This is a genomic window from Brevibacillus sp. AG (assembly GCF_028369215.1).
Classification (GTDB): domain Bacteria; phylum Bacillota; class Bacilli; order Brevibacillales; family Brevibacillaceae; genus Brevibacillus; species Brevibacillus porteri.
The window spans coordinates 48,051-72,038 of sequence record NZ_JAQMYO010000014.1; the positions used below are offsets into that span (position 1 = coordinate 48,051).

At 47.9% G+C, this 23,988-nt stretch carries 25 protein-coding genes and 1 pseudogene; 8 read left to right on the forward strand and 18 right to left on the reverse strand.

Going from position 1 to position 23,988, the window contains the following annotated elements; translation table 11 throughout:
- Positions 1-81 precede the first annotated feature (81 nt).
- The 8 genes from POF51_RS27495 to POF51_RS27530 all read right to left on the reverse strand — a co-directional run bounded on the left by POF51_RS27495 (position 82) and on the right by POF51_RS27530 (position 9,576).
- Complete coding sequence (locus POF51_RS27495; RefSeq protein ID WP_069852020.1) at positions 82-840, reverse strand: HAD-IIB family hydrolase; 759 nt, start codon at positions 838-840, stop codon at positions 82-84.
- Between the two features lie 103 nt (positions 841-943).
- A complete protein-coding gene (gene pdxR, locus POF51_RS27500) occupies positions 944-2,329 on the reverse strand; it encodes a MocR-like pyridoxine biosynthesis transcription factor PdxR (RefSeq protein WP_069852018.1) in 1,386 nt (461 codons plus the stop codon).
- 70 nt (positions 2,330-2,399) lie between these two features.
- Positions 2,400-3,779 (reverse strand): MFS transporter, encoded by a 1,380-nt coding sequence (locus tag POF51_RS27505; protein ID WP_069852016.1) that lies wholly within the window; start codon positions 3,777-3,779, stop codon positions 2,400-2,402.
- 74 nt (positions 3,780-3,853) lie between these two features.
- Entirely contained in the window at positions 3,854-4,444 is a 591-nt protein-coding gene (locus POF51_RS27510; RefSeq protein ID WP_271756504.1) for a TetR/AcrR family transcriptional regulator, read from the reverse strand.
- A gap of 147 nt (positions 4,445-4,591) precedes the next feature.
- Positions 4,592-5,620 carry an NADH:flavin oxidoreductase/NADH oxidase gene (locus POF51_RS27515; RefSeq protein ID WP_069852012.1) on the reverse strand — a complete coding sequence of 343 codons (1,029 nt, stop codon included), beginning with the start codon at positions 5,618-5,620 and terminating at the stop codon, positions 4,592-4,594.
- Between the two features lie 652 nt (positions 5,621-6,272).
- Positions 6,273-7,376, reverse strand: a complete 1,104-nt coding sequence (locus POF51_RS27520; protein ID WP_069852010.1) for a citrate synthase/methylcitrate synthase — start codon at positions 7,374-7,376, stop codon at positions 6,273-6,275.
- A gap of 99 nt (positions 7,377-7,475) precedes the next feature.
- Positions 7,476-8,564: a DUF418 domain-containing protein gene (locus tag POF51_RS27525; protein WP_244521830.1), complete on the reverse strand. Its 1,089-nt coding sequence runs from the start codon at positions 8,562-8,564 to the stop codon at positions 7,476-7,478.
- Positions 8,565-8,661: 97 nt separating this feature from the next.
- A complete protein-coding gene (locus tag POF51_RS27530) occupies positions 8,662-9,576 on the reverse strand; it encodes a LysR family transcriptional regulator (RefSeq protein WP_026042949.1) in 915 nt (304 codons plus the stop codon).
- A gap of 210 nt (positions 9,577-9,786) precedes the next feature.
- Between POF51_RS27530 and POF51_RS27535 the strand changes: the two genes are divergently transcribed.
- The 3 genes from POF51_RS27535 to POF51_RS27545 all read left to right on the forward strand — a co-directional run bounded on the left by POF51_RS27535 (position 9,787) and on the right by POF51_RS27545 (position 13,056).
- Positions 9,787-11,436, forward strand: coding sequence for a DUF6583 family protein (locus tag POF51_RS27535; protein ID WP_318533236.1), 1,650 nt, complete (start codon positions 9,787-9,789; stop codon positions 11,434-11,436).
- Positions 11,437-11,753: 317 nt separating this feature from the next.
- Positions 11,754-12,491, forward strand: coding sequence for a hypothetical protein (locus POF51_RS27540; protein WP_271756506.1), 738 nt, complete (start codon positions 11,754-11,756; stop codon positions 12,489-12,491).
- Between the two features lie 139 nt (positions 12,492-12,630).
- Positions 12,631-13,056 (forward strand): hypothetical protein, encoded by a 426-nt coding sequence (locus POF51_RS27545; protein ID WP_271756507.1) that lies wholly within the window; start codon positions 12,631-12,633, stop codon positions 13,054-13,056.
- Between the two features lie 45 nt (positions 13,057-13,101).
- Here POF51_RS27545 and POF51_RS27550 read toward each other — a convergent pair whose 3' ends face one another.
- From POF51_RS27550 to POF51_RS27590, 9 genes and pseudogenes are all read right to left on the reverse strand, one after another.
- On the reverse strand, positions 13,102-13,536 hold the full coding sequence (locus POF51_RS27550) for a metal-dependent hydrolase (RefSeq protein WP_271756508.1): 435 nt from the start codon (positions 13,534-13,536) through the stop codon (positions 13,102-13,104).
- 84 nt (positions 13,537-13,620) lie between these two features.
- A complete protein-coding gene (locus tag POF51_RS27555; protein ID WP_271756509.1) occupies positions 13,621-13,983 on the reverse strand; it encodes a cupin in 363 nt (120 codons plus the stop codon).
- A gap of 100 nt (positions 13,984-14,083) precedes the next feature.
- Positions 14,084-14,371: pseudogene (locus tag POF51_RS27560) on the reverse strand (IS200/IS605 family element RNA-guided endonuclease TnpB); the annotation flags it as partial.
- 286 nt (positions 14,372-14,657) lie between these two features.
- Positions 14,658-16,343: a methyl-accepting chemotaxis protein gene (locus POF51_RS27565; RefSeq protein WP_271756511.1), complete on the reverse strand. Its 1,686-nt coding sequence runs from the start codon at positions 16,341-16,343 to the stop codon at positions 14,658-14,660.
- Between the two features lie 140 nt (positions 16,344-16,483).
- The gene (locus tag POF51_RS27570; RefSeq protein ID WP_069851998.1) at positions 16,484-17,497 is read right to left on the reverse strand and encodes an NAD-dependent epimerase/dehydratase family protein; all 1,014 of its coding nucleotides are present in this window, start codon (positions 17,495-17,497) and stop codon (positions 16,484-16,486) included.
- Between the two features lie 16 nt (positions 17,498-17,513).
- On the reverse strand, positions 17,514-18,095 hold the full coding sequence (gene clpP / locus POF51_RS27575; protein ID WP_017247222.1) for an ATP-dependent Clp endopeptidase proteolytic subunit ClpP: 582 nt from the start codon (positions 18,093-18,095) through the stop codon (positions 17,514-17,516).
- Between the two features lie 35 nt (positions 18,096-18,130).
- A complete protein-coding gene (locus POF51_RS27580) occupies positions 18,131-18,388 on the reverse strand; it encodes a hypothetical protein (protein WP_069851996.1) in 258 nt (85 codons plus the stop codon).
- On the reverse strand, positions 18,385-18,978 hold the full coding sequence (locus tag POF51_RS27585; RefSeq protein ID WP_017247220.1) for a winged helix-turn-helix domain-containing protein: 594 nt from the start codon (positions 18,976-18,978) through the stop codon (positions 18,385-18,387). Before POF51_RS27585 ends, POF51_RS27580 begins: the two co-directional genes overlap by 4 nt.
- A gap of 151 nt (positions 18,979-19,129) precedes the next feature.
- Entirely contained in the window at positions 19,130-19,888 is a 759-nt protein-coding gene (locus tag POF51_RS27590) for an MBL fold metallo-hydrolase (RefSeq protein ID WP_069851994.1), read from the reverse strand.
- Between the two features lie 118 nt (positions 19,889-20,006).
- Here POF51_RS27590 and POF51_RS27595 point away from each other — a divergent pair, with 118 nt between their 5' ends.
- From POF51_RS27595 to POF51_RS27605, 3 genes are all read left to right on the forward strand, one after another.
- Entirely contained in the window at positions 20,007-20,420 is a 414-nt protein-coding gene (locus POF51_RS27595; protein WP_069851992.1) for an Lrp/AsnC family transcriptional regulator, read from the forward strand.
- Between the two features lie 98 nt (positions 20,421-20,518).
- Complete coding sequence (locus POF51_RS27600) at positions 20,519-20,809, forward strand: hypothetical protein (protein WP_271756514.1); 291 nt, start codon at positions 20,519-20,521, stop codon at positions 20,807-20,809.
- A gap of 26 nt (positions 20,810-20,835) precedes the next feature.
- Entirely contained in the window at positions 20,836-20,970 is a 135-nt protein-coding gene (locus POF51_RS27605) for a hypothetical protein (RefSeq protein WP_017247216.1), read from the forward strand.
- 50 nt (positions 20,971-21,020) lie between these two features.
- On the opposite strand, the gene POF51_RS27610 is transcribed toward POF51_RS27605, so the two are convergent.
- Positions 21,021-21,365, reverse strand: a complete 345-nt coding sequence (locus tag POF51_RS27610) for a cupin domain-containing protein (RefSeq protein ID WP_007726152.1) — start codon at positions 21,363-21,365, stop codon at positions 21,021-21,023.
- Positions 21,366-21,594: 229 nt separating this feature from the next.
- On the opposite strand from POF51_RS27610, the gene POF51_RS27615 reads away from it, so the two are divergent.
- Both POF51_RS27615 and POF51_RS27620 read left to right on the forward strand, forming a co-directional pair.
- A complete protein-coding gene (locus POF51_RS27615; RefSeq protein WP_069851988.1) occupies positions 21,595-22,758 on the forward strand; it encodes a cation:proton antiporter in 1,164 nt (387 codons plus the stop codon).
- Positions 22,759-22,849: 91 nt separating this feature from the next.
- A complete protein-coding gene (locus POF51_RS27620) occupies positions 22,850-23,983 on the forward strand; it encodes a glycerate kinase (protein WP_069851987.1) in 1,134 nt (377 codons plus the stop codon).
- Positions 23,984-23,988 lie beyond the last annotated feature (5 nt).

Sequence of the window (23,988 nt, forward strand, 5' to 3'; positions counted from 1 at the left end):
TTGGTGTTGTGCTGAGATGATCCAATAATCGTTGATGGAAACAAGCGTCCGGATCTCCACCATTCGGACGTTTTTCATCATTCAGTTGTTCGCGCCCAGCTCTCGCAATTTTGCGATAATAGATTGCTCCACATGATCATCCATGGTGATTTTTTCTTTTGCCAGTGAAAGCAGCGGCTCATATTCGCCAATCAATACGGAATGATGCGCTTTTTCAAACAGCGGCAAATCATTCATGTCATTGCCAAAGCAGATGAACGGCTCCCCTGCCACATCGAACCGATTCAGGGCCGCCCATTTATTCACTCCCCGGTAAGTAAGGTCGAGAATGCCTTCTGCCGAATGAAAATGCAGCGTAACGTCGAGTTCCTTGATTCTCGCCATCAATTCTTCATAACGGTCACACGATAAAATCAGGATTTTCAGCACGGCATTCAATTGATCTACGTCCACGCGGCTGGCTGTCCGATTGGGATCGATATAGCTCAAAAAAGGATGGGTCGACACACAATTATGTGCGTAATTCCACGAGTCATCGATGAAATACTGCGCCCGATAATCATCGAGAATGCTGATAATTTCATGTGCCAAACGATCCGGGATCGGCACGCAGCCCTGCAAGCTCCCTTGGTGATGCGTCATCGCTCCATTCGCGCCAATGAGGAGATGGTTGGCAAACCGCTCATCGAGGACAGGCAGCATGTCACGACACGGTCTTGCGGAGGCGAAACCCACCGTATGTCCCGCTTGTTCGAGTGCAAGCAGGCTATCCAAAATGTTTGTTGAGATCGGTTGACCCTTGAAGCAGATCGTCCCGTCCAGATCAAAAATGAACTTCATTTTTCCCACCCTTTCTAATCGCTGTCCTGTCCATCGTAATGGATAGCCGTCTGGGGCCAAAGGGACAGATCGTTCAAGATGAGTGGGACAGAAAACTGATCTGTTACTCAAACCAGGCGCTAGCCAACAAGCGAATGCCCTCCTGAATATCGTCGGGGGTCAATGCTCCGTATCCTAGCAATACCGTCGGATGCTCCCTTGTATCATGCAGCCAGTATCGGGCAGTTCCGTAGACTTTTACGCCTTTTTGATAGGCACGCTCCATGAGTTCTGCTTCCGTACGCTGACTTTTTACAGTCAAAAATACATGCAGCCCCGTATCCTTCCCTTCTATTTTCACACGTCCATCCATGTAACGAGCGACCGCCTGAAGAAATACCTCTCGCTTTTCCACGTAGTTTTTTCGCATGTGCTGCAAGTGTCTATGCCAATAGCCATCGGACAAATACGTCGCTAGCGTCAACTGGTCCAAGCGGGAAACAGGCTGATCGTATTCAGGCACGCGCTGGTGAAAACGCGATAACAGCTCGTAAGGAAGGACGACGTAGCTGACGTTTACGAGCGGCAGCAATGCTTTGGAGAGCCGCCCAATGTAAACAACCTTTTGGGGAGACAGGCTCTGGATCGAAGGGATGTAGCTCTCTTGATATTTGAACTCCCATTCGTAGTCATCCTCTACCAGATAAGAATGCGATAAGGATTGCGCCCACAGGGTCAATTGGTTTCTTTTCTCCAAAGGCATCGTCATTTTGTTAATGAATTGCTGAGAAGGACTCACGTACATGATGCTTGCCCCGCTTCTCTTCAGCTCTTCGATGGATACACCGTCTGCCTCCAAGGAAATGCCATGTACACGGTAGCCACCGTTGAGAAACGTATTTCTCGCACCATCATAGCCCGGATTTTCTACGCCAATCACATGCTTCTCTCTGTCCAGAAGCTGGACGACAATCGATACCAACTGTTGTGGGGTGGCTCCAATAATGATCTGCTCCGGCGTGGCGAGGACTCCTCTCGTTTCATACAGCAATTTCGAGAGTTCCTTTCGCAATACGTATTCGCCTTGAGCCAGCCCCTCCACCATATACGTGCGCTGATGATAGGAGATGAGCTTGTTGCGCAGCTTATTCCATGGATGAAAAGGGAACGCTCCGAGCTCGATGTTGCCATAGCGAAAGTCATAGTGAATCGACGGTATACGAGAGTCTTCTCGTTCCGCTGCGTACTGCCCAGAAGGAGGTCCTGCTTTGTACGTCACCTGATACCCTTTTTTCTGAATGCTGCTGATGTACCCTTCCGATACTAGTAGCTGATAGGCAACTTCCACCGTGTTTTTGCTGACAGCAAGTGATTGGGCACAGCTTCTGATTGAGGGGAGAAACTCTTCATGTGTGATTTGGTTACGCAATATTTCGTCTTTGATAAAGTGATAGATTTGGATGAACAGTGGTTCTCCCTCTGTAAAACGAATGGAAGAAAGCTCTCGCAACGAACAGGAACCCCCTTCCTTTTTTGTTTTAGTCTACCACATATTGTATGAAGCCTGAATGAACAAAAGGTCAGCTATCCGCCAGAAGGCTCTGTCTCTTGGCCCTACCGAACTGAAAGTAGTAGAAGACCATAAGACACACGTGCATCAGGGCCATCATCAAATATATATTGCTGTAAATGAAGCCGCTCGTATACGGATTTACCGGGTTCCAATTGGTAGTCGCGCCAAGATCGATAACCTTGCTGTATACCGCAGACGCGATCCCCATGGAAATGAAGCTCAGCATCGAAAAGATTCCCATACCTACTCCCGCCTGCTCCTTCGTCAACGTCCTCGAGATCGAGTTCGCCATCGAGATTTGCATAAAAGACTGCCCCACATTGCCTAGGATCAAGAAGAGCGCAATGCCGATAACCGAGGTGTTCGTGAAAGTAGACAGCAATCCAAAGCAGCCAATCAGTAAGCTAGATGCAACGAAATACAGAACAACATTCCCCCGCCTGTCCGCGAGCCTTCCTCCCACGCGTCCAAGCAATGCCGAAGCGATAGCCGCCGGAACCATCACAAAGCCGATCCAGCTCGTCGATAGCTGTTGCACCTGAGCCAAGAGCAGCGGACTGAGATAATAAAGCGATATCCCCATTCCATTTATGAGAAATGCCATCAGAATCCCGATTGTATATTGCTTGTTGGCAAAAACCTTCGGCTGGACAAATGGATCAGCCACCGAACGAATTCGTACAACGAACAGGAGCAAAGTAACCAAGCTGCCCAATGCAGACCACCAAGATCCATTCGTTACTCCCAAAAGCAATGACGTCACGCTGATCGCAAGTAAGGAGCCGCCCACCCAATCAAACTTCCCACCAGCCGCTGTCTCCTCATCCTCCAAATATTTGCGGTAGAACGGCAGTGTAAGCAAGATCAGGAGCGGTATGGAAAACAGCCAGCGCCAATGGGCAAAGCTGACGATTAACGCCGCGACCACAGGACCGAGTGCACCGCCAAGAGCCAATCCTACTGCCGTTCTTCCTAAAACAGAACCCCTGCGCTCAGGCGGGAAGTATCGCAAAGGAATGAGCATCGCAGTAGCCGGAATGACAGCCGCCCCTACTGCCTGCAAGCATCTACCGAAAAGAGCCATCGCAAAGGAATCGGAGACCAAACCGAAAAACGAACCCGCCGTGAACACCAAGAGTCCAAACGTCAACAAATTCTTGAGCTTGTATCGATCCGCCAGCTTGCCATACGTCACGGTTCCGATCGCGTATAACAATCCATATGCGGTCGATAGCCAGCTCACCTGCGCGATGCTCAAACCAAACTCCTTGCTAATTTCGGGGAGTGCAATGTTAAACACCAAAGCACTCATGGAGGAAATGACTAAGGTAAACATCAAAATCCGGATTAATATTTCCCTGTTTTGCTGCGTTTTTGTCGCTTCCATGCCGCATCTTCTCCTTCACTTTGTTATTCGCATTTTGACTGTCAGTACTGACTGACATTTGGGTGGTAAAAAAACTAGGGAGTCAAACCCCTAGCGAAAACCTCTACACTCTCTTCGATAAATGCCTCCAGAGATACCCCTGAAAAATTGCTAGTGCCATCCAGATCGTTCAAAAACGCCCCGAAGTTCATGACCATAAAGGCAGTCGCCTGTGCCTCCGGATTCGTTTGGATCATCTTGCCCTTTTTCCCCATCTCTTTGAAGTAATCTGTAAACAGTACCATCAACTGTCTCGGGTGCTTTTGGGTCCGCTCGCGGAATCCGGGCAAATGGGCCTCATCCTTAATGCTAATCAAAATCATTTTTCGATTGCGGTTCATCATTTCGTGATACGTTCGGCTGATTAAAAGCAAATCCTCGCGCAAATCCCACATAAGCTTCTCCGCGAAAAGCTTTGTCAGTCCTTCCGTGTAATGAAAACGGTCAAAGGCGCACTCAATCAAATTCCGCTTGCTGCCGAAGTGACGAAACAACGTCTTCTCGCTCAATCCTGCCGTAGTGGCAATTTCTTGCGTGGTTACGCCGTTGTATCCTCTTTCCGCGATGAGATCGATTGCGGCTATCATCAGTTTTTCGCTGCTTGTAAGACTTTTGCTGCTGCTCATTGCGATCCTCATTCCCGGAAGTGATTGTCAGTACTGACTGACATTTATAATAAACGGACTGTCAAAAAGTGTCAAGGACTCACCGTGAAAAAGGGCTCTCCTCCGACTCATGCAGTCGAAAGGAAAGCCCCTCGCTCTTTTACTCGATTAAAACGCTCTTGAATATTGCTTCGGTGGCTGCAATTCATCCGCCGACAGCTCATGAATCGCATGCAGTGCCCAATAAGGATCACGCAGCATACCACGACCGACTGCTACCAAATCCGTATCGCCATTGCCAATTGATGCTTCCGCCACTTTTGGATCATCGAGGTTGCCGACAGCAATGACTGGTACATCCAGTGCCTGCTTAATTGCGCGTGCCAATGGTACTTGATAACCAGGATGAACACCTGGACGACCTGCTGAACCAATTGGTCCTTCCCCGCCACTGGATAGATGGAAAATATCCACGCCTGCTTCCTTGTAACGACGGCACAGCTCTGTACTGTAATCCAGCTCATATCCACCATCCACGTACTCTACGGCAGAGACGCGCATGATCAGCGGCATGTCAGCTGGCATGACCTCTTTGATTGCCTGAATAATTTCCACGCCAAACAGCGCTTTATCCCGCCCGTACTCATCGTCTCGCTGATTTGTCAAAGGGGAGTGGAACTGGTGAATCAAGTATCCGTGCGCACCGTGGATTTCAATGGTGTCAAACCCGGCTTCCACCGCACGTCTGGCTGAGTCCTGGAACTTGACGACCATTTGCTTGACTTCTTCTGTCGTCAACGCCCGTGGCGTTTTGTAGCGTGCCCCTGGGAAAGCAATCGCAGACGCCGATACAGGCACTTCTGCGTCTTCCGCTTTGCGGCCCGCATGAGCAATCTGAATGCCAATTTTGGCCCCATACTTATGAACCTCGGAGACGATCCGCGCATATGCCGGAATCTGCTCGTCGGACCACAAGCCCAAATCGCCGTTGGAAATTCTGCCATCAGGCTCGACATCGGTCATTTCCACGATAATCAGGCCTGTTCCGCCTACTGCACGAGAAACGTAATGAACAAAATGCCAGTCCGTTGGTGTTCCATCGTGTGCATCCACAGAGTATTGGCACATCGGTGGCATGACAATCCGATTTTTCAAGCTAAGTCCTTTAAACTGAAACGGGGTAGACAACAACGCCATTTGCTCCACTCCTTACTTTTTTTTATTATCATGCCAAAAGTAAGCATCATCTGCAATCCCAAGTTGCACTTTGTGAAGACGATATAATGCTTTGTCCTGCTGTTGTGGTGGGGAGGAAACAGGAGAAAACGCTCAGCTTCTTGTCCCACCCGCTGAGGGATTCACTGCCCGCCTCCATGCAAAAAGCGAAACCTCGTCCAAAGTAGTTCTTTCAGGATGTTTTTCAGAGGTGGACGCTTAAGAGCGTGTTTCGCTTTTTGCATTCCGTCTCGGTCGGTGTACCAAAGATCTTCGCTTTTTTCTCCTGTTTCCTCTACAAGCTGTCAGTGTTCATCGTGTTAAAAATCCTTAAATGAATGAAGAATTTCATCAGTAACGACAGAGAAGAATATTTCCAGACGTAGCGACTTGTGGAGTCCTACCGAGCGGAGAAGGGATTAGCGGGCAACAGAAACGCAACGTGCCCTTACGACGAAGCGGCTACCACTTTTGCGTTTCCCCGCTAATCGCTTCGGAGCGGACAGTCTCAGCCCCCAGCAGGACGGAGCCTGGAGCCTAGACTGGAAATATTCTTCTCCCCACCGCAGCCACATTTATAAACACGAAAAAAAGCTACCCGCATAACGGATAGCTTTCATGATAAACCTCTCAATTATTCTGGCATCGTGCCAATGTAATTGGATTGCGGGCGAATAATGCGGTTTTTGCCTGCCTGCTCCAGAATATGCGCACTCCAACCAACTACACGGCTCACGGCAAATGTTGGTGTAAACAAATTGTCGTCCAAACCCACCGCACGCATCACAGCTGCGGCAAAAAACTCTACGTTTGTATTCAGCTTGCGGCCTGGTTTGTACTCTTCCAGCAGCTGCAAGCCTACTTTTTCTACATGTGTCGCCAGATCGAACCACGGATCGTTGGACGACAGCTCGGATGCAACAACGCGCAGAGCCGTTGCTCGCGGATCAACCGTTTTATAGACGCGGTGTCCGAAGCCCATCAAGCGTCCGCCGCTCTCCAGCTTGTTGCGCAGCCACGGCTCTGCATTTTCCTTCGTGCCGATAGCCTCGATCATCTCCGTCACCTCAGATGGCGCTCCGCCGTGCAAAGGACCTTTCAGGGTTCCGATTGCTGCCGTAATGGAAGAAATCAGATCGGATTCGGTCGAGCTGACGACACGACCGGAGAATGTGGATGCATTCATGCCATGCTCCTGCGTCAAAATCAGGTACGCATCCAGGGCACGTACGTGTGCCGCTTTTGGCTTTTCCCCCTTGAGCATATACAAGTAGTTCGCTGTATGATCCAGCTCCGGATTCGGTGCCAACGGCTCGCGGCCCTCCAGACAAGCGAAGCGATACGCAACGATTGTCGGCATCTTGGCAGCCAGCGAAATCACTTCATCAATACTCGGCGGGAAGCCGTGCGAGGAACTGCCCAGCGCCGAAACACCTGTACGCAGTACACTCATCATATCTACATCTGCCGGGATCAGCTTCAGGATTCCCTTTACGTGCTCCGGCAGCTCACGGTTTGCTTTGAGCTTATCTTTTAAATTAGTCAACTCCTGCTCGCTAGGCAAATGTCCGAACCAGAGCAGGTGTGCCACTTCCTCAAATGTGTGGTGGATAGCCAAATCACGCGCCCAATGACCGCGGTACACCAGCAGTCCATTAATCCCATCCACCAAACTAAGGTCTGTTTCTGCTACGGCGATACCATCCAAGCCGATAGCCAAAGGATGTTGTTTTGTCATCATCACCACTCCATTTTCGTCTCTTTTCTCTTCAGTATAATCGATTCATAATCGTGAAGGGAAATAGAAGAAAACCGTAGTATTGATCACGTTTTACAATCAGTTAGCAGGAGCTGGAATCGACTTCTTTTTACGTCCGTACGTCAGGAAGCGCCATAGCTTTTCCATCGGCCCTCGGTTAAAACGCTTCAGCCACAGCCAGCTTACGAGTAATTGAAACGCATAGATCGGCAGCGCAAGCAAAAACCAAGAAGAAAGTGGCATTGCCGTAATACCGAACAAAGGAATCAGAATGGTCATGATGACGGTCTGACCTAAATAAGTCGTTAACCCCATTTGTCCCGTGTAGGCAAATGGCTGGAGAACCTTCCGTACCGGCTCACGATCCAACAACAGAAACAAGCTGGCTATCAAGCACATCGCCATAGGCAACGTACTCAGATCAACCAATATTTTATTCGCCTGTTCAAGCTTTGGACCAAAGCCGACACCGCTAGCCCAAACAATCCCTGCTGCGATCGGAAGACTGATTCCAAGAGTAGTAGCAGCGATTCGTTTCAACAACGGCTTATGCTCGCGAATTTGAGCAATCAAACCGCGTTTTCCCGCATACAAACCAAACAGGAACATCACGAAAATCGGTATCATTGTCGACTGTAATGATGCGATAAACGGATAGACTTCTTGACCATTGAGCGTCTGTACGAGAGCCACACCTTGAGTGAGCATGTACACTCCTCCCAAACTGGCTGCCCATGCTAGAATCGTAGAAGACTTTCTTCGATAAAAAGGCATCAGTAAAAAGCCGAGGAGTGCGTACACCGTCAAAATATCGCCAAACCACAAAATGACGTGAATCACACCAATGAAAAACATCGCGAACAACCGTCTGCTGAAGAGACGAAATACTTTTTGTCCACGCTGTTCAGCCCGTGACATAAAAATGTAAAAACCTAAGCCAAATAGAAACGAAAAGATCCCGAAAAATTTCGTCTGAATGAATAAATCATAGCTTAAGCGAATCCATGCATCGATCCCTGCCTCTATTGGCATACGAACGTCTTCCGAATACATGATAAAGCCCGGCAAGTTCACCAGCAAAATCCCGAACAAAGCCAATCCCCTTACAATATCAATAGAATAAATCCGATCCTTCTGTGCGATTGGTTCAGCCTGCATATTCGTCATTCCCCCCTGCTGTCATCTAGCAGGGTTCAGTATAGGTTACATATACTGGTCAAAACTATCGATTCACCTTACATCTACCTTACAGGCTTGTTATCTATTATGTCCGTCCCCCCGACTGAACAAGTGGCATCGGTGGATACAAAGACTGCAAGATATCTATAAAATGCTGCGCTGGCTCGCTAATCCCTGCTTTGGGTACCAGCAAATAGGAAGCAACCTTCGGCAAAACAAGGCCAGGTGTAGGCAGTTCAATAAAACGGTTTTCAAACAAATCCCGATCGACAGCCGTCCGAGGCAAAAAGGAAACGCCCAATCCATCCTCGATGAATCGCTTTGTAATGTCTACCTGCGAAACAGCCATCGTACGCAAAGAAAGCCCCCTCTGACGCAAAAGCAACAGCACCTCATCCCAATAACCCGGGTGATTGTGGGTCAGCAGACGGTTCGCTTGCACCTCTTGCTCCCAATCAGGCAAGGGCGCCTCCATATCTCCGCCACTGTGAGGGACTGCAAAAACGACAGGATCTTCGTACAAAAGATAAGTAGACAACTGGAATTCTCCCGGCACCATCCGGGTTAAGCCCAGATCAGCCTGTCCATTTTGAACCAGCGGGCCAATTTCCACAGAGTCGACAATTTTAATCGAGATATCTACATCGGGATAGAGCTTGGTGTAACGGTGCAGCAAATGGGAAAAACGAGCACGGGCAATAATCGGTGAAACAGCCAGTTGCAGCTTTTCCCGATAGCCCTGTCTCCAAGCCTGCAAATCTTCCATACTGTTATGCCACTGTTGAAGGAGTCCTTTTGCATGTGGCAGGTAGCGTTTGCCCGCAGCCGTTAACCGAACGCGTTTGCCAACCCGTTCAAACAGCTTGATCCCCAATTCCTTTTCCAATTGTCGTATATGCTGGCTGACAGTAGGCTGCGCAATGAACAACGCTTCTGCTGTCTGGTGAAAATTTTCTGTCGTGGCCGCCACCATAAACGTTTGCAGCACGCGAAAATCCACGTGATCTCCCCCCTGCTGTCGCTTTTTCTTTGTTCTATATGCATACAAAAGAAGGAAGAATGCAACCATTTGGGTCTTTCTTCCTCTTTTTTGAAGAATTTTACTGGAAATCGTTCCCCTTCATCCTCCTTATGGTACAATACAAAATCGAGTGCGCAAAATCATTACGCACATCGTACTCACCAAAGAGAGAGCAAAAAGGGGAGAGAAATGATGGAAACTGCAACAAACGTGAACCCACCGCGCAAAAGCAAGAAAAAAGTATGGTTGATCGCGGGGGCAGCGGCTGTCGTTGTGTTGGGTGGATTAGGTACCGCCTATGCCAAGTACGATTTATTTAAGAGCGCTAAAACGATTTACCTGCAAGCTGAAGCGGAGAGCATGATGAAGTTTTCAAGCGACGTATCCAAAGCTTACGGGGAATACCAAGACTACATGAAGCCATACCTGGAAAAACCAGTTCACTCCACTGCTGAGGTAAGTGAAATTGCCCTAGATGCAACGATCCCAGACCCGGAAGCACAAAAAATTGTCGACATGCTGGGCAAAGCGAAGCTCGTGATGCAAAGCAACATCGATGAACAGAAAAATCAGCAATCAGGTAACCTGGAAGTTCACCTTCAAGATAAAAAGCTGGCTACTCTTGAGTACTTCATGAATGATTCCGTGATGGGCTTCAAGCTGCCAGAGTTTTACTCGAAATACGCTTATATGGACCTGAAAGATAGCGATGCTCTTAAGGAAAAGATGGGCGAAGAACTGCCAAAACGCATTGTAAGCTATAGCGATTTGCATGAAGCGATCAATTTTAATCAAGATGAACTCAAAACAGTAATGACTCCGTATGCCGTGCTGTATGCTGAAAGCATCAAAGACAGCCAGGTAAGCATCAAAAAAGGTGTTCCTTTCTCCGAAGAAGGACTCAAGGAAGATGCACGTGAGATCACGATTACTTTTAATGACGCAGAAGGTGCGGCTCTGGCCAAGCAAATCGCAGAGAAGGCAAAAGCTGACCAAAAGTTGTTTGACCTGATCTACAGTCGCTACCACAATGTGGCTACACTGATGCTCGACAGCGGCTATAAAGTAGAAGAAATCAGCAAAGAAGAATTCAAGAAAAATTACGAGCAAGCCTTCGATGACATCATCAAGGACACACAAGACACCGACACGAAATCAACCGATCAATTGAGAATGGTCGTGCTCGTGGACGGCGACCATCAAATCTTGTCCCGCAAGCTCTTGTTCGATGACAAAGAGAAAAAAGATCAGCTGGTCTACAGCAGTGTTTCCTACGATAAAGGTGCAGAAACGTACTACCGTTACTCCCTGCACAACCTGTCTGATCTGCAAAGTGGCGAAATGTCCTTCACCTACAGAGCGACAGAAGAAAAAGACAAGACAAAGGGCAAGTTCAGCATCCTGGCGAAAGAAACCGACCAGCCAATTCTGGACTTCTCGACTACTTTCGAGACAACCAAGCAAGACAAGAAAAAAACCGGAAAGTATGACTTTGCACTCGTAGCAGCAGACGAATATTCCTCCAACCCTGTTGCTCTGACCGGTAATGTTACCGTGAACGAGACGAAGACGGACAATGGTGTAGATTCTGACGGCACGGTAAAAGTGAACTTCTCGAACCCTACTCCAGATATGCCAAAAGGCTTTAGCTTCAAGCTGAAGTCCAAAGCAGAATTCGGCAAAGCACTGGAAATTCCAGCTATGACTGCTGACAACTCCATCAACTTCGCTACTGTGACTGACCAACAAATGATGGAAGCACAACAAGAAGTCATGCAAAACGCAGAAAAATTCATGACTGAAAACGCTGAACTCGTGCAACAGTTCATGATGCCTTAGTTGTTTCGTGATAAGAAGAATCTGCTCATAATGGTCAAAGCTATATGATAGTCATTGAAAAAGTGGCAAGCTGACATCGGTCCCCAACTGATGTCAGCTTTTTTTCAGTTTCCTAAGTATTCTAAATATGCGAACAATCGCCAACACGCTGACTATTTTGCAGAATAAACACACTCAATCGATATTATCCCCCTAACTCCTTATTCTTTGAGTATTTACCCTAACAATGATCAACGCATTTATCACTCTCGCAAATATTTACAATAATGTTATTTTTTGATATTTTATATTAATAAAAATATCTCAGGAGGTAAAAAATGAAAAAAATTAAAAAGGGATTTATTTGGTTTACAGTTATGTCCTTACTTTCCTTATCTAACTTAATTGTAACCAATGATGCCTATGCTTTAGCTAAAAATGGTTTGAGATCACAAGTTGCTTTAAACATTACGACAGCGAGTGTAAATACTCCTAATGATACAGATGTAGTACCTTTGGCGATGTCTTTACAAGAAAAGATAGAAACATATGACTTAGCTGCTATTGAAACATCAGGGCTTATTTTTTCTGACACTCTAGAGTTTACTGATTGGGATGAGATAACTGGTGAAGAGTTTACTGTCTTTGTAACAGTGAATGCTAGTGGACAGATAACATATGTCAATGATGGTGCGCATTCTCCTCAACAAATAGATGCATTTAAAAAGAAAAAGAGAAAGAGACCAGCTTCGGTACCAACTAAAACGAATGGTGGATTTGACGCAAAAGACTTTATCACTGATCATGCTTACAATAAACATAAGTATGATCCGTCAATTAAATCTACGAGTTCAAAAACTCAGTACGGAAAAAACGTAAATGTAAAAAAATTACGTGAAATAACGATGAATGAAGCTGATGACGTGAAAAAAGTTAGAAGTACGAAGTACAATGTTACATTTTATTATAAAAGTTTCAAGAATAATATAAGTACAAGCGATACTCCAACTGATCAACATGTCGTTATCATAAATAATTCGGTTCCTGATAGAAGCACACAATACCCAATGTTCTAGAAAAACTCACTCTTTGAACCAAGTACCTCTTCTTCTAAAAGTCACTAGAGGAAATTAAAACAACCGAATCACTAAATATTCAATTTTCTCTGGAGTTAAGCGAATAGAAAATGCAACAAAATAAGGATGCGTGATAAACATGCATAAAGCAGGGCAAAGTTATGTACACTCAAGATCCAGGGTTGGGATAAACCGTAACGTTTTAGAAGAAATAAAAGATGTCATTCGATATCTTGATACCGAACCTGACGAATACATGGAAGTCGATCAAATTACAAAAATCAGTCAAAAATCGTTATTGTTTTCACTAAATAGCTATGATATCAACCAGAAATCGGAAGCGACTCTAACAAGTAGAGAAAGAGGGTCCTCTATGAAAAAAATAAAACAGACATATGCTTATTTGGAATGCCAAAATAAACAAGAGAGTGATATTGTCGATGTCCTTTATGAACATATGGAGTCCATTGAGAAAGAGCCTAATGAATATGTAGAGATAGGACAAATCGTCAAATTACGTACAAATACTTTTCTGCTGATTATAAATCACTATCATGCTGATTAATAGTGGGACCTCCAGAGGGAGGTCCTTTCTCAATGTCCATTCCTTTTACTGATAACCTTTGATCACAATATACACAATCGCTACATAAAACACGATTCGATCTACAGTCCGATACATCGACTTGGACATCCGAATGCCGAGCCATCCCACTCGCAACGGCCACAATAACTGAATGCGTCCCACCAGCATATCGCTGATCAGATGGGACAAAATCCCCCACAGCGCTGCCATGGCAGCCGGAGAATCACCGAATAGCAGAAATGGAAGGAACAATATTACCCATGAATGTGTCACTGTACGATGGCCGAATCCTTTTTGCAGCATTTTGGATACAGGCCCCATCAAGTTTCCGAGCTTGCTATTTGCTTGATCAATATCAGGTACGAGTGCCATCGTCGCGCCAATGACGCTGCCCTTCCAAGAAGGATAGGCACAGTAGCCTGCGATGGCACCGAGTGCCATATGTGTTTTCCAATTCATTCGCCTTTCACACCGTCTTTCTAGGATAGTCTAATGAGCTTATGTACGGTTGGTGGAATGGCAAACCCATTATACATACAAATACTAGGTTTCCAACAAGGACATAAAGCTCTCCGGATCAAGTCCATCTCCTTCGATCAGGATTGCCGTCATTCCAGTTTCACTGCCCGATTCGTGTCCTTCCCCTGTGATCCAAAATGCCGCTTGTCCACTTTGGATCGGGATGCGCGATGTACCTTCACCGCGTACCCAGCCTTCACCGCTCACCACAAGAAACAGCTGAGGACAAGTCGCCGGATGATAGCCGACAATTCCGCCTGCCTCCAAATGGATACACCCAATCGAAACTGAATCAGGTGTGCGTAAGACACGAGAAATCGTCGCATGGACGGAATTATAGCGATCAATCGTTTTGCCTACTTGCTGATCAAATCGGAATCGTCTCATACTTTCCCCTCCGCCTTTTGACGTGTAAGCCTTATCATAGCGCAACTAGTGGTGCTATGACAGACTCATCTTCCACGATTACTTCCGAAACCAAATATTTGATTCGGATGTTTGCATTCGTATGCTTCGTCGTATAAGTCTGGACTTTATTCTTCTTGCTTTTGAAACGCGGTGCTTCATTTTGTTTTTTGAAAAATCGGGTGAATGCATCTGCGAGGTATTGGAGGAAGGATTGAATGACGGTGCTATCTACCTCTTGGAGCCAGGGCAGTTCCTTTTTCAACAGTGGCAGTTGAACCGCACAGGCATGGTAGAATAACCCTTTGCCCGTTTGTTTGTACCCCAATGTTTTCGAGGTGAGTACGGCTTGTTCCTGATTAGGGAAAATTCGAAAATGGAACCTTTTTTACGGAGCATCGCGATTCACCTCTTCACAGGAGGAGTTTACCATAACAAGAACGTATGTTCTATAAAATTATTGAGAAATTTAACTAAAAAAACAACAAAGCCACTTTGTCCTTCGTGCCTTGGGCTGTCTTTTTAGCAGCGGCAGTGGGGAATCTCGTGGTTTTTCTCGTGTATCGAAGATTGGCTTTGTGGAGATTGGCGAAAACGAAAAAACACCCCTCAGAATCATTCTGTCGATTCTAAGGGGTATTTCTTGTGGCGAAGCATTATACCTTGAAATGTCCTATCAGTTTTTCCAAATCATCCGCAAGACTCGCCAGCGATGCAGCCGAGGAGTAGATTTCCTCCATCGAGGCAAGCTGTTCTTCTGTAGCAGACGAGACTCCCACCGAGTGAGAGACAGCCGATTGCGCTACAGTGGCAATCATCTGCATCGATTGTCCGACCTTGCCTGTACTTTCCGTAAGGGTATGTGCGGCAGTCGATACTTCTTGGATTTCATTTGTCACGCCCACAACAGCGTCGCGAATTTGAGAGAACGCTTCTCCTGCTCTTGCGACGCCCCCCATCCCATCTGATACTTCTTGAGAGCCTTTTTCCATCGTGAGGACCGCTTCGTTCGTCTCCATCTGGATCGAGGCTACCAGCTGGGAAATTTCTTGTGCCGATGCAGATGCCTGCTCCGCTAGCTTTCGCACTTCATCCGCCACGACAGCAAAGCCTCTGCCATGCTCGCCCGCCCTCGCCGCTTCGATCGCAGCATTCAATGCCAAGAGATTCGTCTGACCTGAAATCTGCGTAATGACTTCGACAATTTGGCCGATTTGCTCGGAGCGTTTTCCTAAACCACCTACCAGTGCAGTCAAATGCTCCATCGTTTCTCCAATCCCGTTCATCTGGGAAACCGACTGCTGGATGGTTCGATCCCCCTCCGTCGCCAGCTCCGAAGTACTGGCAGCCGCAGCAGACACGCTTTGCGCTCGGGCCGCAATTTTTTCAATGCCTGCTGATATTTCCTCGACTTCCTGCTGACTCTCCTCTACGTTTTGGGATTGCCTGTCCGTTCCTTCCGTCATTTCCTGGATCGTGATGGCGATCTGTTCCGTAGCTTGGCTCGTTTGCTTCGAGCTCGCTGTCAGTTGTTCAGCTGCGGCTGCAACCTGCTGGGCATGCTCGCGAACCTGAGAAATCAGCTCTCGTAAATTGGCGAGCATCCGGTTGAATGAGCCTGCCAACTGTCCAATCTCGTCTTTTGAAAAGACGGTCAACTCTTGCGTCAAATCTCCTTTTCCGTCAGCGATATCATGGAGCTGTTTGTTCACCCGATGCAGCGGTGCCACAATCGAGCGAATCAGAAGACCCCCAACCACAATCGCAACGAGAATTCCCACTACATTAAAAAACAACTGAATCATGGCCGAAATTCCTTCGTTCTCCGCCAGCTCCTGTTGATCTACCTTGATTTCATTACGCACCTCTTCAACCAATCCACTCACAACCGAATCCATTTCTTTTCTCGCTTGCCGTTCCTGACCGAAATGATGAGAGATGGCTTCTTCACGTAATCCTTTATCCAGTGCCTCTACCACTTTATCGCTTGACTCCAGATAGGAATTATATAGTCTCTTTGCCTCCCCCATTTCTTCAAGATGGTGAGAAGGCTCAAGAGAACTGTTCATTTTGGCAAACAGGCTGTCCACCTTTGCTGCCTTTTCCTTCAATTCCGTCCGAAATTCTTCATCGCCCGTTAACAAATAGGCTCGTTCGTCATTATTTCGACCCGTCATGATAAACTGCATTTCTCGCAGGTCTGTCAATAATTCTTCCTCTTCGATAATTTTTGTATAGGATGCCTTCATTGCTAGCATTTGCACGTACATATACGTACCTGAACCGAACATGACTGCCAATATGATACCAAAAGCCAGGATGATTTTTGTTCTGATTTTCACAAGGTGAGCCTCCCGTCATCTGCTACTCTTGTTCATACCCAGCTCCTCCTTCCTTCAAACACTTTGATGTGCAAACAAAAAACCGCCAGATACCATCCTGACGGTTCAAACAGACTATGCACGAAACTCCGTGCTACATACTAGACACCGAGCTTCGCGAGCAGTTTATCCTCTATTATATAGTTGTTTTCTTGCAACATGTTTTCAGGTGGATGGTCGAGCTCCCATGCAATCGTACGTCGCATAGACTCCTCTGCGGTGGCTTGTTCCGTATACCCTAGCTCACGCCTGATTTTTGCTGAATCCAGCTGAACATGCTGCTTCGATTCGATCTGCGGAACCCACTCATTTGGCAACTCAGCAGAAGGCGCTGTAATCACTTTGCCATTCCAACCGTAAACACTGCCGATTCGTTCAATCCACTCTCGCATCGACAAGCATTGCTCTTCTGCTACATGGTAAATCTGATTTTTTGCTCGATCGTCGGTAGCCACCAGACAAATGGCATGCGCGATGTCTTCTACGTAGCTGCGTGCCCAACGCCAAGAAGCAAAGCCTTCTTCGAGCAAAATAAACGGACGTCCGTCACGCATCTGCTGAAGGTACGGATAGACGCGATGCTGGTAATCATGCGGGCCATACACCATCGGCAGGCGCAAAATCGTGCCCGGTAGACTCTGTTGCCCCATCACGACTCCCTCCACGAGTACCTTGTCATAATATTCGCGATCTGGTCTGGCCCCGCGGAACGGATAGCGCTTCTCGCAAAGTGGAGACTGCTCCGTAAGCGGCTCTGTCGTAATCGGACCGGACTCGATCTTGTTCACCCGTCCGAACGCCTGATACACGTCACAGCTGCTGATCGCTACGACACGACCTGCTATACCCTGAAACGTTTCTATCAGCAGGCGGGCATCTGCTTCTGTGTACGGAAACAGATCAATAACGACATCAGGTGCAAAGGAGCGAAAAGTCTCCCGGTATTCACCCAGGCGGGCACGATCTCCCGTAATAGAGACGACACCTTGTGGTAGAGAGGCTGCGCCGAGGGAAAGCCCCCTATTACATACAGCAACCTCATGACCTGCTTCTGCCAAACGCTTCACTGCATGTGGGCCGATAAAACGCGTTCCCCCCAAAAATAGGATCTTCACTCCGGCACCCCCAGCTCTACAATTTTTCGATCACTTTATCAATCAAGCCGTATTCGAGCGCTTCTGCGGCGGTAAGGAAATAGTCGCGGTCTGCATCCTTTTCGATTTGCTCGACTGTCTTTCCCGTGCGCTCCGCGATGATCGTATACAGCATGTTGCGATGTCGCATAATACGGTCTGCTGCGATCTTGATATCGCTCGCCTGTCCTTGACTGCCTCCCCACGGCTGGTGGAGCATGACTTCTGCATTAGGCAGCGCATACCGTTTGCCCGGCGCTCCTGCTACGAGAAGCATCGCGCCCATAGACGCTGCCATCCCCGTGCAGATCGTGGACACCTCAGGTGCTACGAATTTCATGGTATCGATAATCGCCATCCCTGCTGTGACAGAGCCTCCTGGCGAATTGATATAAAGGTGAATGTCTTTTTTCGGGTCTTCTGCTGCCAGGAACAGCAGCTGAGCTACCACTGCATTGGCTACCTGATCATCGATGGCACTGCCGAGAAAAATGATGCGATCCTTTAACAACCGGGAGTAAATGTCATAAGACCTCTCTCCATAACTCGTTTGCTCGACTACTACCGGAATGAGATTCATGAAAAACCCTCCTTCGCTTGTTTACGCTTGAGTTTTTACGCGGCCATACGCATGCTGGTTGCTTGTGGCATTGCCACTGATTTTTTGTTAAATCCAGATGAAACCTGCGTCACCACTGCGGGATTACTCGCCGGACCTACTGACCATGTCTGAACAGCTGCTTCTCTTTCGACCGCAACCCCATTTCCGCTTCGGGCTGGCATGACAATAACCTGATCAGCTTGTGGCTGGATACGATTTTCCCAAATGACTACGGGTTTGGACTTGTTAGACTCTGTCACTTGTGCCTTCATGCCTCGTCTCCTCCTTGTTTTGGATAAACCGCAAGAACGACCTGATACGTCTCTTGTCCCTTTTCTTTTGGCTGATACTTTGCCACAAGCTGATTCACCAGTTGGACGTACTCCTCTACAAAAGCACTGCGCTGTTCCGCACTGGCAAGCTGAATACTCGCGTTCAGTGAGGCACTTGGAACCTCCACCTCTTGATCGGAACGCTCCAGCAAGAGCATGGCATCCCGCTTGATCCGTTCTGCTGTCTGGACCAGATGAGACAATGACCCTTGATCCTTCATTTGCTGAATGGTATCGTTGCCCCAGTTCAGTCCTTCCGAGAGCACATACGTCCGCGCAATCGCCAAATAAAGCACCTCGACGAGATTGCGAACTTGTCGACTTCCTACCCGTCTGACCAATCCGACCTTTTCCAAGGCCTTCAAGTGATAATTGACACGCTGCGGGATTTCATTGATACCACGTGCGACTTCTGCTGCTGAAGCAGGCTCTGCCAAACGGCTTAATATCTCGGCACGGAGCGGGTTCAATAAGGCCATCGCCTGTTCCGGCTTCTCGACTACATATGTTTCCAGTTGTTCGTGCGCCACAACAACACCTCATGACATTAATAATTTACGTAAAAATAGTTTATTACGTTCGTTTTTGTTTGTCAAATGATGGATAAGCCTTTTTTTCGACAACGTCAAAAGCCCCGCTATGACCTGCGGAGCTTTTGTTTTTCATCTATATTCAGTTCGCTCATTGAAAAGAGATACTTTCGCCATCCTGCGGAACATGTACGCGACCGGACAGCTGTTTTTCCTGCAAACATTCATTCAATTCCTGGCGGCTGAGCAAGCAATGGTTCCATGTCTCCATGTGGGCAACAAGAATACGGCTGTCAGGCGCGGTATCTGCGACATGGACGATATCCTCCTTCGCCATCGTGATCGGATCTCCCGTCAAAAAACGAGCCGCACCTGCGAAAACGACGATCACATCAGGACGATATGCTGCAACAGCCTGCTCCACTTCCTCACACCAAATCGTATCACCCGCCACATACAGCGTCGGCTCACCAGCTCGCTCCAGAACGAAGCCAGATACTGGCCCCATCTGCTGCCCAATTTCCCCTGTTCCGTGTTGACCACTTGTCCGATGCAGGTGAACCCCTTGCCATGTATACTCCTCTTTGATGGCAATGACTTGTTCGAAGCCATGCTGCACCAACTTGTCTCGATCAGGTGGCTGGCAAAATACAGGCAAATGCTTCGGGAGAAGGCGTATGGCCGCTTCATCGAGATGATCGAAATGGGTATGCGTCACCAAGAGAGCGTCCACGCCAGCAAGTATTTCCTCCACGGATAGGGGCAATTCTACTCCTGGATTTGGGCGCTGATTCGGCGTATTTGGTACTGCTGGCATTTCGCCTTTAGAGCTAAACATTGGATCGATCAAAAATGTCAGCCCTGCATATTCCACGCGCAAGGTAGCATGTCTTACAAGCTGAATCTCCATGTCATTTCTTCCTTTCCTCGTAATCGATATAATGGATGTACGTTTATTGTATAAGGCCATGAACGGTTGCCGCGAAACGATTGCTGGCTACCGACTTTCGCCGTGAAAGGAGATACACATGCTCGATCAAACCGATCTCTCCATCCTTGCCTTGCTACGCAAAAACAGCCGATTGCAGTGGAAGGACATCGGCGAACAGGTACATCTAAGTGGTCAAGCCGTCGGCAACCGCATTAGACGAATGGAGGAGCAGGGCATTATTCAAGGCTATACAACGCTCATTGATGAAGCCAAAATCGCCCCAGTCCTCACTGCTTTGGTCACCATGTTCATGACCACTACCGATCATTCACTCTTCACTCGTTTTATCAAAAGCCGCAGCGAGATCGTCGAAGCCCATCGCATTAGCGGAGAAGGCTGCTATACCATGATGGTACACGTGCCAGATCAAGAGGCCCTCAATCATTTTTTAGATGCCCTGCTTCCTTTTGGGAACTATCGTGTCAACCTATCGATTAACAAATTGAAATAGTTGGCAGTTTGGCAATGTAGCCGCTCTCATGAATTTTCGGGGTTGCTCGATATTGTGAACAAGAGTAGAATGATGAATACGAAAGGAGGAGAATCGCCATGGAAGATATGCTATTGCTGCTGTTTTCGCTGGAAGATTTCTTCGCCTTGGTCGCGCTTTTTGTAGGATGCTTCACTTCTGCTTTTTGTCTCAGACAGTGCTACCTGCAAAACCGGACTCTTCATCAGAACGTCACGGATACGTACCGACCTTCCATTAACAAGTTGTTGGTTGAGACTTATCCAATGGCGGCAAGGCAACCGCAGCGCCATCGCTTATTCAGGCGCATACAGCATACAGACGGCGAAATGGATACATATGGTTCCTTCGTTTTGGATCGCGTAGCGTAACAAACATCCAAAAGGAGGTTGATCATATGATCGCCAAATATATCGGAGAAGTTTTGTTGTTTGTTGTGGGTCTGCCTATTTTCGCTTATCAAACATTCGAAGGAATGCACGCATTGGCAGATATCTTCGCTCAAATGTCCGATTTCACCAATTTCAAATAAGCTTGACGCATATAAAAGCCTGACCGCTTCTTTTGACGGTCAGGCTTTCTTTAATCTGCCTGGATGCGGTCTCCTCTTGTTGTCGGCTGCGAGATCACAAGAAACTCTACATCCTCTGCTCCCTCGTTTTTCATCTGGTGTTTGACTCCCGGTGGGACTTCTACGCCTTCCTGCCTGCCCAACACATGACGCACGCCATCCACTTCCAGCATAGCTTGTCCTGACAGTACGAAGAAAAACTGACGCGACCGCTCGTGATAATGGCGCACTTCTGCGGTATTTCCGGGCATCCGCTCATGAATGACGCTGAGCTCTTGGCCTTTGACCAGATGCCAGCCATCGCATTGATCGCCCCAATGATAATGCTCTGCATTCTCTTTGCTGATTTTCGCCATGCCTGCTCCTCCTCCGTTTTTTTGCTCTATCTTCACACGCTGAGGAGCATTTGTCACCAAGTGTTTACTTTTTCGGCCCAGTATGTTAAAATATTTGTGTATTGTAAGTGAATATTTGATTCGTTACTGGAGGAGCCTGTCATCATAGGGTTCTTTTTGTCTTTTTTAGCCGACAAAAAGAAAGCTGTGATCGCGGGCTCTTTTTTATTTCGTAAAAGGGGGAAACCACATGCTTATTTTTCAGCTGGCTGTCATTTTGATCGCCTCCAAAATCGCTGGTGACATCAGCGTGCGGCTGGGACAGCCATCCGTTTTGGGGAAACTGCTCATCGGTATCGTTTTAGGTCCTACCGTTCTCGGGCTGGTCACAGACACAGAAATCCTCAAGGAAATTAGCCAAATCGGGGTTATCCTGCTCATGTTTATCGCGGGCTTAGAGACTGATATTGATGAGTTCAAACGCACCGCCAAGTCTTCAACCAGCGTAGGCGTCGCAGGGATTGTCATGCCGCTTGCACTCGGTTATGGTGCCGGGATTGCGATTGGTCTCTCCAACATCGAAGCGATCTTCCTGGGCCTGTTGCTCTCTGCTACCAGCGTGAGTATTTCCGTACAAACGTTGAAGGAATTGGGCAAGCTAAAATCAAGAGAAGGTGCAACGATCATGGGAGCCGCTGTTATTGATGACGTTTTGGTCATCTTGGCACTCGCTTTCTTGATGAGCTTTGCTGGCGGCGACGTAAATCTCGGCATGGTGGTTTTGAAAAAGGTCGCGTTTTTTGCCATCGTCATCGTTCTCTCTTGGAAAGTTGTCCCATGGATTTTGAAAAAATTCGCTCCGTTGCAGGTCACAGAATCAGTCATTTCCGCAGCGCTTATCATCTGTTTCCTGTTCGCATATTTTGCTGAATATACAGGGGTTGCCGCCATCATCGGTTCCTACATCGCCGGTGTTGCCATCAGCTTGACCAATTACAAGCAAGAAGTGACGCACAAGGTCGAGACCATCAGCTACGCGGTTTTCGTGCCAGTATTCTTCACCTCGATCGGGGTAACGGCACAGTTCTCTGGTATCTGGGAAAATCTCGGACTGATTGTGCTCCTGAGCGTCATCGCGATTGTTTCCAAGCTCATCGGTGGTGCTTTTGGTGCAAAAATCACAGGCTTCCCGTGGAAAAACTCGATGGCCATTGGTGCAGCGATGGTATCCCGTGGGGAAGTGGCACTCATTATCGCCGCAATTGGTCTGGAGAGCAATTTGCTCACACAAGACATGTTTGCCGTTCTGATTGTCGTCGTACTCTTGACGACCATCGTCACTCCACCGATGATGAAATGGTTCTTCTCGAAAACGGCACAGCCAGAAGAAATAGCATTGAAAAAGAACGCCTAACACAACCAAGACTGTTTCTCGCCTAGACGCGGGGGACAGTCTTTTTTATGATGGAAAAAATACCCTCTTTACTGATAGGAGGAACACTGGCATGAAAATTGTAATCGCTCCGGACTCCTTTAAAGGTAGCCTGACTGCCAAACAAGTAGGCGAAGCCATTCGCTCAGGTATTCGACGCGTACTCCCGCAAAGTGAACTCCTCGTGAAACCGATGGCTGACGGCGGCGAAGGTACCATGCAATGCCTGGTCGATGCCACAGACGGAAGAATACTGACCGCCACCGTAAACAACCCGCTCGGACAGGACATTTCTGCTGAATTCGGCATTTTGGGTGACGGTGTAACCTGTGTGATCGAAATGGCTGCTGCCTCTGGTCTTTACTTAATTTCTGCCGCAGATCGCAACCCGCTTTTCACGACGACCTATGGCTTTGGTCAATTGATTACGGCCGGACTGGATCAAGGCTGCCGCAAGTTCATCCTGGGACTGGGTGGCAGCTCTACCAATGACGGAGGCGCTGGCATGCTCCAAGCTCTCGGATTTTTGCTACTCGATCAAGACGATCAGCCCCTCTCTTTTGGAGGTGGTGAATTATCACGACTGAGCCGTATTGATACGAGTCAGGTTGATAAGCGGCTGGCTGACTGTCAGTTCGTCATTGCGTGTGATGTCACCAATCCTTTTGTTGGACCCAATGGCGCTTCTCACGTTTTCGGCCCGCAAAAAGGAGCCACACCGGAAATGGTCCTGCAATTAGATGATCATTTGCGCCATTTCGCTGACTTGATCGAAGAGACCCGCGGCATCGCCATTCACGATTTACCTGGGACAGGTGCTGCGGGTGGTGTCGCTGGTGCCCTTCTTGCTTTTCTGAATGGCCAGCTGCGTTCTGGGATTGAGATTGTGATCGAGACGACAGGACTCGCGGAAGCCATGGACAAAGCCACTCTGGTGATCACAGGTGAGGGACAAGTCGACTTCCAGACGGCCCAAGGAAAGACGCCATGTGGAGTTGCCCAAGTCGCAAAACGATACGGCATTCCCGTCATCGTCCTCGCTGGCTCCATTGGAACTGGCATCGACGCCCTTTATGAAAAAGGCGTTTCTGCCGTTGTCAGCATCACCAACAAACCGATGACGCTGGATCAATCAATGCGCGAAGCTGCCTCGCTCTTGGAGCAGACAGCCGAACAGGTCATGCGGATTTATAGCTTGAAATCCTGAGCGGC

Coding starts and splice junctions, on each gene's coding strand:
- POF51_RS27615 (WP_069851988.1), top strand. CDS start 21,595: ATGCTTATTTTTCAGCTGGCTGTCATTTTGATCGCCTCCAAAATCGCT.
- POF51_RS27515 (WP_069852012.1), bottom strand. CDS start 5,620: ATGGCGTTGTTGTCTACCCCGTTTCAGTTTAAAGGACTTAGCTTGAAA.
- POF51_RS27580 (WP_069851996.1), bottom strand. CDS start 18,388: ATGAAGGCACAAGTGACAGAGTCTAACAAGTCCAAACCCGTAGTCATT.
- POF51_RS27610 (WP_007726152.1), bottom strand. CDS start 21,365: ATGGCGAAAATCAGCAAAGAGAATGCAGAGCATTATCATTGGGGCGAT.
- POF51_RS27525 (WP_244521830.1), bottom strand. CDS start 8,564: ATGACGAATATGCAGGCTGAACCAATCGCACAGAAGGATCGGATTTAT.
- POF51_RS27535 (WP_318533236.1), top strand. CDS start 9,787: ATGATGGAAACTGCAACAAACGTGAACCCACCGCGCAAAAGCAAGAAA.
- POF51_RS27555 (WP_271756509.1), bottom strand. CDS start 13,983: ATGAGACGATTCCGATTTGATCAGCAAGTAGGCAAAACGATTGATCGC.
- POF51_RS27505 (WP_069852016.1), bottom strand. CDS start 3,779: ATGGAAGCGACAAAAACGCAGCAAAACAGGGAAATATTAATCCGGATT.
- POF51_RS27495 (WP_069852020.1), bottom strand. CDS start 840: ATGAAGTTCATTTTTGATCTGGACGGGACGATCTGCTTCAAGGGTCAA.
- POF51_RS27510 (WP_271756504.1), bottom strand. CDS start 4,444: ATGAGCAGCAGCAAAAGTCTTACAAGCAGCGAAAAACTGATGATAGCC.
- POF51_RS27605 (WP_017247216.1), top strand. CDS start 20,836: ATGATCGCCAAATATATCGGAGAAGTTTTGTTGTTTGTTGTGGGTCTG.
- clpP (WP_017247222.1), bottom strand. CDS start 18,095: ATGAATCTCATTCCGGTAGTAGTCGAGCAAACGAGTTATGGAGAGAGG.
- POF51_RS27595 (WP_069851992.1), top strand. CDS start 20,007: ATGCTCGATCAAACCGATCTCTCCATCCTTGCCTTGCTACGCAAAAAC.
- POF51_RS27540 (WP_271756506.1), top strand. CDS start 11,754: ATGAAAAAAATTAAAAAGGGATTTATTTGGTTTACAGTTATGTCCTTA.
- POF51_RS27545 (WP_271756507.1), top strand. CDS start 12,631: ATGCATAAAGCAGGGCAAAGTTATGTACACTCAAGATCCAGGGTTGGG.
- POF51_RS27520 (WP_069852010.1), bottom strand. CDS start 7,376: ATGACAAAACAACATCCTTTGGCTATCGGCTTGGATGGTATCGCCGTA.
- POF51_RS27620 (WP_069851987.1), top strand. CDS start 22,850: ATGAAAATTGTAATCGCTCCGGACTCCTTTAAAGGTAGCCTGACTGCC.
- POF51_RS27600 (WP_271756514.1), top strand. CDS start 20,519: ATGGAAGATATGCTATTGCTGCTGTTTTCGCTGGAAGATTTCTTCGCC.
- POF51_RS27550 (WP_271756508.1), bottom strand. CDS start 13,536: ATGAATTGGAAAACACATATGGCACTCGGTGCCATCGCAGGCTACTGT.
- POF51_RS27590 (WP_069851994.1), bottom strand. CDS start 19,888: ATGGAGATTCAGCTTGTAAGACATGCTACCTTGCGCGTGGAATATGCA.